Here is a 13119-nt window from a genome sequence, read left to right on the forward strand (position 1 = left end):
TTGGCCCAGGAAAATGGCGGGCGAAAGCTTGGAATTATACGGCGTGTCGATGTCCGGCACGGGCGAAGCGGCGAATGCGGCCGGTATAATTTGAGGATTCTGCCGAGGCTCCTCCCGCATGTCCGATCTGCTCGCCAATCTGAACCCCGAACAACGCGCTGCCATCACGCTTCCCGATGAATCGGCGCTGATCCTGGCGGGGGCGGGCAGCGGCAAGACGCGCGTGTTGACCACCCGCATCGCGTGGCTGATCCAGAGTGCGCGGGTGTCGCCGTCGGGTGTGTTGGCCGTCACGTTTACCAACAAGGCGGCCAAGGAAATGACGGCGCGCCTGCAGGCCATGCTGCCGATCAACACGCGCGCCATGTGGATCGGCACGTTCCACGGGCTGTGCAACCGGTTGCTGCGCGCGCATTTCCGCGATGCCGGTCTGCCGCAGACATTCCAGATCCTGGATACGCAAGACCAGCTCTCCGCCGTCAAGCGCCTGCTCAAGTCGCTCAATATCGACGACGAGAAATTCCCACCCAAGAACGTCCAGTACTTCATCAACGGGGCCAAGGAGCAGGGCCTGCGCGCGGGCGACCTGGAAATCGCCAACGAGTACGACCGCCGCATGGCCGATCTCTACGCCGCTTACGACGCGCAATGCCAGCGTGAAGGCGTGGTCGATTTTGCCGAGCTGCTGCTGCGCTGCTACGAACTGCTGCGCTACAACGATGCCATCCGTGCGCACTATCAACGGCGCTTCAAGCACATCCTGGTCGACGAGTTCCAGGATACGAACAAGCTGCAATACGCCTGGCTGAAGATCCTCGCCGGGCTGGGCGAGCCCGGTGTCACGCCCAACGCCATCTTTGCCGTGGGCGACGATGACCAGAGCATCTATGCGTTTCGTGGCGCGAACGTCGGAAACATGGTCGACTTCGAGCGCGAATTCCGCGTCGAGCACCGCATCAAGCTGGAGCAGAACTACCGCTCGCACGGCCATATCCTCGATACCGCCAACCATCTGATCTCGCACAACACGCGTCGACTGGGCAAGAACCTGCGCACCGACGCCGGCCATGGCGAGCCGGTGCGCGTCTACCAGGCCGCGACGGATGGGCAGGAGGCCGGTTGGATCGTCGATGAGATCCGCGACCGCATTGCCACCGGCATGTCGCGCTCGGAAATCGCCATCCTGTATCGCAGCAACGCGCAGTCGCGGGTGATCGAGCATGCCCTGTTCTCGGCCGGCATCCCGTACAAGGTGTACGGCGGCCTGCGCTTTTTTGAGCGCGCGGAAATCAAGCATGCGCTTGCGTATCTTCAGCTTCTCGAGAATCCCGACAATGACGCGGCGTTTGGTCGCGTGGTGAATTTCCCGGCGCGTGGCGTCGGGGCGCGTTCGCTGGAGCAGTTGCAGGATGCAGCGCGACTCTATGGCATTTCGCTCGCGGCGGCGGTGCCGTATCTGACGGGCGCGGCGGGCACCAAGTTGTCGGCGTTTGTGCGCCTGATCGAACAGATGCGTGCGGACACGCGTCAGATGACGCTGCCCGAAATCGTCCAGCACGTCATTCACGCCAGCGGCTTGATCACGCATTACCAGGGCGAGAAGGAAGGCCAGGACCGCATCGAGAACTTGCAGGAACTGGTGACCGCCGCCCAAGCCTTCGTCGCTGAAGAAGGCTACGGCGTGGATGCGATTGCGACCGCGCTGCCCGTGCGCCACGACGCCATGCTGCGCATCGAAGGCGGCGAGATCGATACCGCTTCTGAACTCGTCACCGACGAAACGCCTGCAGAGATGACGCCGCTCGTCGCGTTCCTCACGCATGCCTCGCTGGAAGCTGGCGACAACCAGGCCCAGGCGGGCCAGGATGCCGTGCAGATGATGACTGTGCATGCGGCGAAGGGGCTGGAATTCCACGTCGTCTTCATCACCGGGCTGGAAGAGGGGTTGTTCCCCCACGAAAACAGCCAGATGGAAAAGGACGGCCTGGAGGAAGAGCGTCGCCTGATGTACGTGGCGATTACCCGGGCCCGCGAGCGGTTGTATCTGTCGTTCGCGCAAAGCCGCGTGCTGCATGGTCAGATCCGCTACCACATCCGCTCACGCTTCTTTGACGAGTTGCCCGAAGACACCTTGAAGTGGCTGACCCCGCAGCACGCCGGCTACCAGGCTACGCGCCGCGTGCAAGGTGATACCGCGTGGGGCAAGGATTGGTTCAAGCGCCCCGAGCGCGGCGATGACGATGCCTACACCGGCCGCCCGACCGGCGGCATGGACACCGGCAAGAACTACGCCGACGCCAAGCGCGCAGAGGCCACGGGCTTCCGCGTGGGCCAATCGGTGTTCCACAACAAGTTTGGGGAAGGCGTCATCACGACGCTGGAAGGCGAGGGCGCCGAGGCGCGTGCCCAGATCAAATTCAACCGCCACGGGGTGAAGACGCTGGCGCTGGGTATCGCCAAGCTCGACCCGATCAACTGAGCGCTGATCGGGTTGTGGGCCTCGATCAGGCGGTCGTGTCAGTCGTCTGGCCGGCCGCTTGCGTCACGTTGAAGCAGCCGCGGTAGGTGGCGTAGAACGAGCAGTACAGCACGGCCATCACCAGAATCCGATACGGCGTGGCGATGATGGGGGCGATGTTGTTGGCACCGCTCGACGCGAACAACGCATCGATGAACAGCGGCACCGCGATCAGCAGGATTGCCACCAAGACGCCGTACGCGATGAACGCGGCGCGGTTGCGCCAGACGGCCATCCAGCTGAAGAACAGCGCCTTGCCCACGGGAATGCCGTGCCACGCCACCAGCAATGGCGCAAACCAGAACAGCACCGCCACCGGGATATACAGCACCGAGCCCATCACCATGGCGAGGTAGAACTCGCGGATGGCATCCGTGGTGAGCGGCTTGTCAGTGACTACCGTCATCAGCGTGTCGACATCCACCATGGTCATCAGCACGCCGCTGACCACCAGCACCAGCACGCCATAGATGCCGCCAAGCTTGAGCAGAGCGCGCATCGCATCCTTGCCGTACGCACGAAAGCCGGCGATGAGCGACGCGGGCCCGACGCGCTTGCCCGCCACCGTATCGCGGCAGGCCGACATGAAGCCGACGAAGATGGCTGGATTGACGAGCAGGATGGCGAACACACCAATCGGCGGCACCAGCAGCATCAGCAGGTTGACCGCAAACAGGTAGATGAACAGCAGCAGCAAGAATCCGATCGGGTTCTTGCGAAACAGCCACGCACCCTGGCGTAGCCAGACGTAGCCTTGCTTGGCCGGTACTTCAATCAGTTGCATGGTTGGGGAAGATCCAGAGTCAGGCCACCCGCGCCAACCCGTTCGCGCAGCACGCGCTCGAAGTGGGCGGGGTCATGCGGCTTGAGCAGTTCGGCATCGCGCGGGAGATAGAAATCCCACAGGCGCGAGACCCAGAAGCGGTATGCCGCGGCACGCAGCATGTCTTGCCAGTGCCGCGCTTCCGTGTCGGTAAACGGGCGCACTGCGTGATACGCGCCCAGCATCGCACGTGCCCGCTCGGCGTCCAACACGCCGGTGGCCAGGTCGATGCACCAGTCGTTGACGGTGACGGCCACGTCGAAGAGCCACTTGTCGACACCGGCAAAGTAAAAGTCGAAGAAGCCGCCGAGGCGCTCCGGCTGGCCGTCCGCGGCCGGCTCGAACAGCACGTTGTCGCGGAAGAGGTCGCAGTGGCACGGGCCTTCGGGCAGCGCAGCGTAGTCGGCGCTGGCAAAGAAGCGTTGCTGATGTGCGAGTTCGCTTTCGAGCAGCGCGCGCGTGTCGCCGTGCACGAACGGTACGACATCCGGCACGACCTCGTTCCACCACGGGAGGCTGCGCAGATTTGGCTGATGGCGCGGATAGTCGCGTCCGGCCAGATGCATGCGCGCGAGCATGTCGCCGACGATGGCGCATTCCGACACCGTCGGCGCCAGGTTCGACCGGCCCGCCAGACGTGTCACGATGGTCGCGGGCTTGCCGTTGAGGGTGCGCAGGATCTCGCCGTCGCGGCCGGCAATCGGCGCCGGCACGCTGATGTCGTGCTGCGCCAGATGCTGCATCAGATAGAGGTAGAACGGCAGTTGCTCGAGCGTCAGCCGTTCGAACAGGGTGACGACGTATTCGTGCGTCTGCCCGTCCTTTTCCGTGGTCAGGAAGAAATTGGAGTTTTCGATCCCGGAGGGGATGCCGCGAAATGCGCGCACGGCGCCCACATCGTATTGATCCAGCCAGAGAGCAATCTCGGCGTCGGAAACCGGGGTGAAAACAGCCATGCTTCAGGAACGGGAAACGGGTGGAGGGAAATGCAGCCGGCCCACCGTGGAGCCGGCTTGCAGGCGCCGCACTTGCGGCACGGGCTTAGAACTTCAGGACGTTGACCGAGGGCACCCGGTCGATATCGCCGCGCTCGCGGATACGCGGCGAGCTGTCTTCAGGCTTGCTGAGGTTGTAGGACGTGCCCATGCCGGACTTGACATGGATATCCGGCGCCTGGCCCTTCTGGAACCGGTATTCCTCAACCTGCGTACCGTCGTTGTCGCGGTAGTCGAAGCTCGGCTTGACGCGCTCGTTGTGGATCGCGCCGCGGGTCGGCTTGGAAATCGGCTGATTGTTGATCGCCTTGACGTCGGGCAGATCCAGGCCGGCGCTGTCGGAAGTCACCTCGGCGTGCACGGGCAGGGCGAGGCAGAAAACGGCCCCTGCCAGCAGCCCAGCGCGGCACATCAGGCGTGCGGCGCTGGTAAAGCCGGAGTGGGCAGGGGTGGACGGGTGAAGCAGCGAATCCATCATGGACTCCGGCGGGTGATCTGGGACCCTACATTCTAGCAGTCCGGCCTCCCGCCATCGTCCGTTCGTCTGGCGCCGAATGTCACACCCGAGGTTACAGATAGAACATCTCTTCCTTGGGCGGAATCGGCGAGGTGCCTTCGCGCTTTTCGTAGAACTCGTAGACGGCGTCCAGCGCGTCCTTGGGTTCGTCGACGATGCGCATGATGTCGAGGTCGTGTTCCGCAATCAGGCCCATCGGTAGCAGGGTAAAGCGGAACCAGTCCAGCAGACCCTTCCAGAAATGGCTGCCGAACATGACGACCGGCACGCTGCGCGATTTGCCCGTCTGGACCAGTGTCAGCACTTCGGCCAGCTCATCGAGCGTACCGAAACCGCCCGGCATGACGATGAACGCGTCCGAATTCTTCACGAACGTGACCTTGCGCGTGAAGAAATGGCGGAAGCGCATCGAAATGTCCTGATACCGATTGCCTTGCTGCTCGTGCGGCAGTTCGATGTTCAGGCCGACGCTGGCCGACTTGCCGGCGTGCGCGCCTTTGTTGGCCGCTTCCATGATGCCGGGGCCACCGCCGGAGATGACGGCGAAGCCCGCATCCGAGAACAGTCGGGCGATTTCGATGGTGCGTTCGTAGTACGGCGAATCCTCGCGCAGGCGCGCGCTTCCGTAGATCGAGACGGCTGGACGGATCTCCGAGAGGTACTCCGTCGCCTCGATGAACTCTGCCATAATCGTGAACATCTGCCAGGAGGCGCGCGCTTTCTTCGCAGTAGCGCGTTCTTCGTCGGCGAGTGCCCGCAGGCTGGGGATCATCTTGCGATCGGTACGGCCATGTGACACGTCTGCTTTGGGCTCGTGTTCAACGCCCACTGTCACGTTGACGTCCATGTCGGCCGTGGTGGCCTGGCGCGAGGGGCTTACTCCGGTCAGTTCAGCCGCCGACACCTCGGCCGAGGAAGCGCCTGCAGCCTGCTTTGCCACGCCGCCTTCTGCGGAAGCGCCATTATCGGAAACGCCTTTTGGCGTTCCAGTCACTTTAGAGTCCATGGGAATGTCGGAAAGTCAAGAAACGCTGTTGCTCGTCGATGGCTCGAGTTATCTGTACCGTGCCTATCACGCACTGCCCGACTTGCGAAACGGAGAAGGGTTTCCTACGGGGGCCATCTACGGCATCGTGAACATGCTGCGCAAACTGCGCAACGACTACCCGGCCAAGTATAGCGCTTGCATTTTCGACGCCAAAGGCAAGACCTTTCGCGACGACCTCTATCCGGCCTACAAGGAGCACCGCGCGCCCATGCCCGACGACCTGCGCGCGCAGATCGAGCCGATCCACGAAGCCGTGCGGGCATTGGGCTGGCCCATTCTGGTGATCGAAGGTGTCGAGGCCGACGATGTGATCGGCACCCTGGCTGAACGGGCTGCTCGCGAAGGCGTTCGGACCATCGTCTCAACGGGTGATAAGGACCTCGCCCAACTGGTGAATGACCATGTCACGCTGGTCAACACCATGACCAACGAAACGCTCGACCCGGCCGGCGTGCAAGCCAAGTTCGGCGTGCCACCCGAGCGCATCGTCGACTATCTCTCCCTCATTGGCGACACCGTGGACAACGTGCCGGGTGTGCCCAAGGTCGGCCCGAAAACCGCGGTGAAATGGCTGACGGAGTTCGGCTCGCTCGACAACGTCATCGCGCGCGCAGGCGAGATCAAAGGCGTGGTGGGCGACAACCTGCGCAACACGCTCGAGTGGCTGCCCAAGGGCCGCGAACTGCTGACCGTGAAGCTCGACTGCGACCTCAGCAAGGAGGTGCCGACATTCGACGCGCTGATCGACGGCGGCGAAGACAAATCCAAGCTCGTCGATTTTTTCTCGCGTTACGGTTTCAAGACGTGGCTGCGCGAGGCTTCCGGCGATGCGCTGCCCGATACGCGCAGCGTGGGCGCGGCGCGCAGGGCCGCCACGCCCGTGAAGAATTACGCCGGCGAGGCTGCACAACTGCAAGCCCAGGCCAACCTGTTCGACGTTGAGGCGCCGCCCGACGAAATCCAGTATGAGACGGTGACGACCGAGGCGCAGCTCGAATCGTGGATGCAGCGCCTGGACGAAGTGGATCTCGTCTGCATCGACACCGAGACAACGTCCATCGACCCGATGCTCGCGCAATTGGTGGGCATTTCGCTGTCCGTCAAGCCGGGCGAGGCTTGCTACATTCCGGTGGCGCATCGCGGCCCGGATGTGGCGGGGCTCGATGCAGCGGCGCAGCTTTCGCGCGACACGGTGCTCGCGCGCATGAAGCTGTGGCTCGAAGACGAATCGCGCAAGAAGGTCGGACAGCATCTGAAGTACGACGCGCATGTGTTAGCCAATCACGGCATCGCGTTGCGCGGCATCGAGCACGACACGATGCTCGAATCGTATGTGCTGGAATCCCACCGCAATCACGGCATGGATGCACTGGCCGAGCGCGTGCTGCACTTGAAGACGATCACCTACGAATCGGTTTGCGGCAAGGGTGCATCGCAGATCGGCTTTGACGAGGTGCCGCTCGATCGCGCGACCGAATACGCGGCGGAGGACGCCGATATCACGCTGCGTCTGCATCGCACGCTGTTCCCCAAGGTGTCCGAAGACGACAAGCTGCGCTACGTCTACGAGCAGATCGAAATGCCGACGTCCATCGTGCTGCAGAAGATGGAACGCAACGGCGTGCTGATCGACGCCGAGCGGCTGGCCAAGCAGAGCAACGAGCTGGGCTTGCGCCTGATCGATCTGGAAGCCGAGGCGCACAAGCTTGCGGGGCAGCCGTTCAATCTCGGCTCACCCAAGCAGATCGGCGACATCTTCTTCAACCAGATGAAGTTGCCGATCATCAAGAAGACCGCGAGCGGTGCGCCGTCGACCGACGAAGAAGTGCTGCAGAAGCTGGCCGAAGACTACCCGCTGCCGAAGCTGCTGCTCGATTACCGGGGCCTGGCCAAGCTCAAGTCGACCTACACCGACAAGCTGCCGAAGATGGTCAACCCGCGCACTGGCCGCGTCCACACCACCTACGGTCAGGCGACGGCGGTGACGGGGCGTCTGGCCTCGACCGATCCGAACCTGCAGAACATTCCGGTGCGCACGGAAGAAGGGCGGCGCATCCGCGAAGCGTTCATCGCGCCGGAGGGCAGCGTCATCGTATCGGCCGACTACTCGCAAATTGAGCTGCGCATCATGGCGCATCTCTCGCAGGACGAAGGCCTGATGCGCGCATTCCGTGAGGGCCAGGACGTGCACCGCGCCACGGCCGCCGAAGTGTTCAACGTGACGCCGCTGGAAGTCACGCCCGACCAGCGCCGTGTGGCCAAGGTGATCAACTTCGGCCTGATCTACGGCATGAGCGCGTTCGGGCTGGCGAGCAACCTGGGCATTGGGCGCGATGCGGCCAAGCTGTATATCGACCGCTACTTCGCCCGCTACCCCGGCGCCGCGAGCTACATGGACGAAACCCGGCAGAGTGCGCGCGAACGCGGCTACGTGGAGACGGTCTTCGGCCGCCGCCTGTGGCTGCCCGACATCAACGGCGGCAACGGCCCGCGCCGCCAGGCTGCCGAACGCGCCGCCATTAACGCGCCGATGCAAGGCACGGCGGCTGACCTCATCAAGCTGTCGATGCTGGCCGTGCAAGGCTGGCTCGAAGCGGAAGCGATGCGCTCGCGCCTGGTCATGCAGGTGCACGATGAATTGGTGCTGGAAGTCCCGCAGGACGAGCTTGCCGTGGTGCGCGAGCGCCTGCCCGAGTTGATGTGCAGCGTCGCAACGTTGCGCGTGCCGCTGGTGGCAGAAGTTGGCGTCGGCGCCAACTGGGAAGAGGCGCACTGACGCAATCGCTTGCTCCGTGAGCGCCACGCCGTAAACCCAGGCGTGGCGCGGGCTTGCCTGCCGAGGCAGGCTGCGGATTGCGTTGGCATGCGGTTGCCATGATTCGCCATATCCATGCGTCCGGGGTTGCGGCAGGTTTTGCGTTGCAGCAGACTGCACCTGACAGATCGAGTGATCGAAAAGATTCAACGGCTCCAGGAGAGGCACATGGCAGGGCAGACGGATGGCGCAGGCGGAACGAACGGGCCGCGCATTGTGGTGGTCGGCGGAGGTGCCGGCGGGTTGGAACTTGCCACGCGGCTCGGTGACAAGCTCGGCAAGCGCGGCGCGGCCCGGATCGTTCTGGTCGACCGCAACCCCACACACATCTGGAAACCGCTGCTGCATGAAGTTGCTGCCGGCAGCATGGATCCGAATACCCATCAGCTCGAATACGCTGCGCAGGCGCGGTGGCATGGCTTCGAGTTCCAGCAGGGTGAACTGAAGGGCCTCGACCGCGTCGCCAAATCCATCATCGTGTCGGGATGCGTTGATGCGGACGGCACCGAGGTGCTGCCTGAGCGTGCCATTTCGTACGACACGCTCGTGCTGTCCATTGGCAGCGTGACCCATTTCTTTGGCGTGCCGGGCACCGCTGAGCACGCCATTGCACTCGACACCGCATGGCAGGCAGAGCGCTTTCGCCGCAAGCTCATTGCGGCATGCATGCGCGCACAGAATGGCGTGGCCGATGCGCGTCCGCAGGTCGACATCGCCATCGTCGGTGCGGGTGCCACGGGCGTGGAACTGTCGGCGGAACTGCGCAACACCGCCCACGTGCTGGCGGCTTACGGTCTGCATAAGCTGGACCCTCGCCACGACATCCGCATCCACCTGATCGAAGGTGGTCCGCGCATTTTGCCGGTGCTCAAGGAGCGCATTTCGGCGGCCACCACGGAGCTGCTGCACAAGCTCGACGTGGACGTCATCACCAGCGAACGGGTGACGGAAGTCACCGCCAGCGCCGTCAACACGGCCAGCGGCAAATCCATTCCGGCAGACCTGACCGTGTGGGCCGCAGGCATCCGCGCGCCGTCGGTGCTGGGCGAGCTGGGGCTGCCGGTGAACAAGCTGGGGCAGGTGATCGTTTCGCGCACGCTGCAGGTGGAGGGTGACGATTCGATCTACGCCTTTGGCGATTGCGCGAGCTGCCCCTGGCCGGAGGCGTCGTCCAGCGTGCCGCCGCGTGCCCAGGCCGCGCATCAGCAAGCCACGTATCTGTTCGATGCGCTGCGCAAGCGCATGGACGGCAAGCCGGTCCAGCCTTTCGCGTTCAAGGACCTCGGCTCGCTGGTGTCGCTCGGCCATTTCAGCGCAGTCGGCAGCCTGATGGGCGGGCTGATCGGCGGTTCGATGTTCATCGAAGGGCTGATGGCGCGGCTGATGTACACGTCGCTGTATCGCATGCATGTGCTGGCGCTCCATGGTTGGGTGCGCATGTCGGTCGATACGGTCATGCACTGGCTGCGCAGCAAAACGAATCCGCGCGTCAAGCTGCACTAGGCCGGTCCTGGTACTCGGGCCGGATGCCTGGCTCGGCAGCAATACATCTGCTTCGGTAGACTAGCCGCTTCGTTCACCGTAACCGCCCGCGGGGCGCGAGGAGAGTGCGATGCAGCTTGATGCAGAAGTGGAGAGTCTGGTACCCGGCCGCAGCTTTGATCGTCGCGGCTTCATGAAGACGGCGCTGGGCTCGGCCTTTGCGGCGGCGGTGCTGCCGGTGTCGGCGCAGACCGTCCATACCGATTTCAATGGGCTGACGGCGGGCGAAGTGACCGTGCCCGTCGGTGATTTCAAGATGCCGGCCTACCGCGCCCAGCCCGAAGGCAAGACGCAGCTGCCGGTGGTCATCGTCGTCAGCGAGATCTTCGGCGTGCACGAATACATCGCCGATATCTGCCGGCGCTTTGCCAAGCTCGGTTATCTGGCGATCGCGCCTGAGCTGTTTGTGCGACAGGGGGATCCCCAGTCAATCGGCACCATCGCTGAGCTGCAGGAAAAGATCATTTCGAAGGTCCCGGACGCGCAGGTCACGGGCGATCTGGACGCAACGGTGGCGTGGGCCAAGCAGAACGGCGGCGATGCGGCGCGCATCGGTATCACCGGGTTCTGTTGGGGCGGTCGCCAGACGTGGTTGTTTGCCGAGCACAGCCCGGATATCAAAGCCGCTGTCGTGTGGTACGGCCATGTAAAAGGCAATCCGACCGCGCTGCAGCCCGCTTTTCCGATCGATAAAGTGGACGATCTCAAGGCGCCGGTGCTGGGCATGTATGGTGCAAAGGACACTGGCATTACGCAGGATGCCGTCAATGCGATGAAGCAAACCTTGGAAAAATCCAAGAACCCCAAGGCGCACGCGTCGCGCATCATCGTCTACCCGAATTCCGGCCACGCATTTCATGCCGATTACCGCCCCAGCTATGTCAAGGCCGACGCGGAAGACGGCTGGAAGAAGTGCCTCGCCTGGTTCAAGGACCACGGCGTGGTGTAGCAGCGCGACGCGCTCAACGCGAAAGGCTCTGGGGAGTCGCCCCGGGGCCTTTTTCTTTTGTCTGCACTGGCAAAGGTTGATAAAGCGGCATACAATTCGCCCTTCTTGCAACTCTGTTGCGTTTATCGGCTTCCGCTGCGTTACGTCCGCATGACCTTCGATACCACCCTGTTAGGCATTCTCCTAGCCACCGCGCTGTCTGGCATCGGCAGCATGGCAGGCGCTGCCGTGCTGTCGCTGACGGTGTTGTCGCGCATGGTCGATCGGATGGTCAGTTTTTCGGTGGGCGTGCTGCTGGCCACGTCGCTGTTGCATTCGTTGCCCGAGGCATTCGAAGCGCATCGCGGCATCGAACCCAATACGCATGCGCTGTTCGCCACGTTGCTGGCCGGGCTGCTCGGTTTTTTCTTGCTGGAAAAGATCTCGCTGATCCGCCACTCACATCACCACGAGGGCGATGGACACGGCCATCACCACGGCCACGACCGGCAGGAAGCGGGGCGGAGCGGCCTGATGATCCTGGTGGGCGATGGACTGCATAACTTCTCGGACGGCATCGTGATTGCCGCGGCGTTCCTGGCGGACACCAAGGTTGGCATTGTCACGGCGCTGGCGATTGCAGCACACGAGATTCCGCAGGAAATCGGCGATTTCATGGTGCTGCTCAACGCCGGGTTCTCCAAGACGCGCGCCTTCGTCTACAACCTGATCTGCAGCGTCTGCGCGCTGGTGGGTGCGGTGCTGGGTTACTACCTGCTGGACCGTCTGACGTCTTGGATTCCGTACGTGCTCGTGGTGGCGTCGAGCAGCTTCATCTACATCGCGGTGTGCGATCTGATGCCGCAAATGAAACGCCGGCCGCGCTGGCAGGAATCGGCGGTGCAGGTCGCATTGATTGCTGCAGGCATCGCGATGATCTTTTTGCTGACCGAAGGTCTGCACGGCCACGCGCACTGAGGTGCCGCATCGCTAAAAAAAAGCCCGGTCGATGCCGGGCTTTTTGCTGCGCGCTGGATTTGCAGATTACGGGTTCGGCCCCGTCGCCACCGGGCGCGACGGATCGCTGCACCATTCGCTCCATGAGCCGGCGTAGAGCGCGGCGCCCGTGAGGCCAGCGATCTCCATGGCCAATGCGTTGTGGCAGGCGGTCACGCCCGAGCCGCATTGCAGCGTCGCGTCTTGGGGCTTGGCGCCGGCCAGCACGGCCGTAAAGTCGGCGCGCAGTTGGTCTGCCGGCTTGAACGTGCCGTCGGCCTGCAGGTTGTCCCGGAAGAAACGGTTGCGCGCGCCAGGGATGTGGCCGCCCACGGGATCGAGCGTTTCGTTTTCACCGCGATAACGGTCGGGGGCGCGGGCATCGACGACGGGCTTGTCGGCGTGGCCGAGGTATTTCTGCACGATATCCGCCGTCACCATTTGCACGAGCGAGGGTTTGCGCGTGATATTGCCGGGCGTGGCGTTGAGCTGCGGTTCTTCCGGCACGATCTGGTCGACGGGAAAGTGCGCGGCTTCCCACGCCTGCACGCCGCCATCGAGCACCGCCACATCGGCATGACCGACCCAACGCAGCAGCCACCACAGGCGCGCCGCATACATGCTGCCCTGGCGGTCATACGCGACGACCTGCGTGTCGTCATTCACGCCCAGCGCCTGCAGGCGCGCGACGAGTGCCTCTGCGTCGGGCAGCGGGTGCCGGCCATTGGTGCCGGTTTTGGGGCCTGACAGTTCGTTGTCGAGGTGCATGTAGAACGCGCCCGGCACGTGGCTGGCGTGATACGCGTCGCGCCCCGCAGCGGGGTTGGCGAGGTCAAAGCTGCAATCGATGACGACGAGCGCCTCGGGCGCGCTCTGCTGCAGCGCGGCCAGTTGCGGCGCGGTGATGAGGGTGGCGTAGTGAGCGCGTTCGCTCATG

10 protein-coding genes are annotated in these 13119 nt (G+C 63.5%); 5 read left to right on the forward strand and 5 right to left on the reverse strand.

Translation table 11 applies throughout. The annotated features are described in order from the left end of the window. Positions 1–118: 118 nt before the first annotated feature. The gene (locus tag N511_RS0119975; protein WP_027680891.1) at positions 119–2479 is read left to right on the forward strand and encodes a UvrD-helicase domain-containing protein; all 2361 of its coding nucleotides are present in this window, start codon (positions 119–121) and stop codon (positions 2477–2479) included. A gap of 25 nt (positions 2480–2504) precedes the next feature. On the opposite strand, the gene N511_RS0119980 is transcribed toward N511_RS0119975, so the two are convergent. From N511_RS0119980 to N511_RS0119995, 4 genes are all read right to left on the reverse strand, one after another. Continuing rightward, positions 2505–3302 (reverse strand): BPSS1780 family membrane protein, encoded by a 798-nt coding sequence (locus N511_RS0119980; protein WP_027680892.1) that lies wholly within the window; start codon positions 3300–3302, stop codon positions 2505–2507. Further along, the gene (locus tag N511_RS0119985; RefSeq protein ID WP_027680893.1) at positions 3293–4297 is read right to left on the reverse strand and encodes a homoserine kinase; all 1005 of its coding nucleotides are present in this window, start codon (positions 4295–4297) and stop codon (positions 3293–3295) included. The genes N511_RS0119980 and N511_RS0119985 overlap by 10 nt, the downstream gene beginning before the upstream one ends. A gap of 85 nt (positions 4298–4382) precedes the next feature. Continuing rightward, positions 4383–4811 (reverse strand): hypothetical protein, encoded by a 429-nt coding sequence (locus N511_RS0119990; RefSeq protein ID WP_027680894.1) that lies wholly within the window; start codon positions 4809–4811, stop codon positions 4383–4385. Positions 4812–4905: 94 nt separating this feature from the next. Next, positions 4906–5859: a TIGR00730 family Rossman fold protein gene (locus tag N511_RS0119995; protein ID WP_027680895.1), complete on the reverse strand. Its 954-nt coding sequence runs from the start codon at positions 5857–5859 to the stop codon at positions 4906–4908. A 4-nt stretch (positions 5860–5863) separates the two neighbouring features. On the opposite strand from N511_RS0119995, the gene polA reads away from it, so the two are divergent. The 4 genes from polA (at position 5864) to N511_RS0120015 (ending at position 12164) form a co-directional block, all read left to right on the forward strand. Further along, positions 5864–8677, forward strand: a complete 2814-nt coding sequence (polA, locus tag N511_RS0120000) for a DNA polymerase I (protein WP_027680896.1) — start codon at positions 5864–5866, stop codon at positions 8675–8677. Between the two features lie 207 nt (positions 8678–8884). Continuing rightward, positions 8885–10219: an NAD(P)/FAD-dependent oxidoreductase gene (locus N511_RS0120005; protein ID WP_027680897.1), complete on the forward strand. Its 1335-nt coding sequence runs from the start codon at positions 8885–8887 to the stop codon at positions 10217–10219. 109 nt (positions 10220–10328) lie between these two features. Continuing rightward, positions 10329–11207 (forward strand): dienelactone hydrolase family protein, encoded by an 879-nt coding sequence (locus tag N511_RS0120010; RefSeq protein WP_027680898.1) that lies wholly within the window; start codon positions 10329–10331, stop codon positions 11205–11207. A gap of 150 nt (positions 11208–11357) precedes the next feature. Beyond that, a complete protein-coding gene (locus N511_RS0120015) occupies positions 11358–12164 on the forward strand; it encodes a ZIP family metal transporter (RefSeq protein WP_027680899.1) in 807 nt (268 codons plus the stop codon). A gap of 66 nt (positions 12165–12230) precedes the next feature. Here N511_RS0120015 and N511_RS0120020 read toward each other — a convergent pair whose 3' ends face one another. Beyond that, positions 12231–13118: a sulfurtransferase gene (locus N511_RS0120020; RefSeq protein ID WP_027680900.1), complete on the reverse strand. Its 888-nt coding sequence runs from the start codon at positions 13116–13118 to the stop codon at positions 12231–12233. Between the last annotated feature and the right edge of the window lies 1 nt (position 13119).

The organism is Ralstonia sp. UNC404CL21Col, from assembly GCF_000620465.1.
In the GTDB taxonomy this organism is placed as follows: domain Bacteria; phylum Pseudomonadota; class Gammaproteobacteria; order Burkholderiales; family Burkholderiaceae; genus Ralstonia; species Ralstonia flatus.

Coding starts and splice junctions, on each gene's coding strand:
- N511_RS0119995 (WP_027680895.1), bottom strand. CDS start 5,859: ATGGACTCTAAAGTGACTGGAACGCCAAAAGGCGTTTCCGATAATGGC.
- N511_RS0119980 (WP_027680892.1), bottom strand. CDS start 3,302: ATGCAACTGATTGAAGTACCGGCCAAGCAAGGCTACGTCTGGCTACGC.
- N511_RS0120020 (WP_027680900.1), bottom strand. CDS start 13,118: ATGAGCGAACGCGCTCACTACGCCACCCTCATCACCGCGCCGCAACTG.
- N511_RS0119990 (WP_027680894.1), bottom strand. CDS start 4,811: ATGGATTCGCTGCTTCACCCGTCCACCCCTGCCCACTCCGGCTTTACC.
- N511_RS0119985 (WP_027680893.1), bottom strand. CDS start 4,297: ATGGCTGTTTTCACCCCGGTTTCCGACGCCGAGATTGCTCTCTGGCTG.
- N511_RS0119975 (WP_027680891.1), top strand. CDS start 119: ATGTCCGATCTGCTCGCCAATCTGAACCCCGAACAACGCGCTGCCATC.
- polA (WP_027680896.1), top strand. CDS start 5,864: ATGTCGGAAAGTCAAGAAACGCTGTTGCTCGTCGATGGCTCGAGTTAT.
- N511_RS0120010 (WP_027680898.1), top strand. CDS start 10,329: ATGCAGCTTGATGCAGAAGTGGAGAGTCTGGTACCCGGCCGCAGCTTT.
- N511_RS0120005 (WP_027680897.1), top strand. CDS start 8,885: ATGGCAGGGCAGACGGATGGCGCAGGCGGAACGAACGGGCCGCGCATT.
- N511_RS0120015 (WP_027680899.1), top strand. CDS start 11,358: ATGACCTTCGATACCACCCTGTTAGGCATTCTCCTAGCCACCGCGCTG.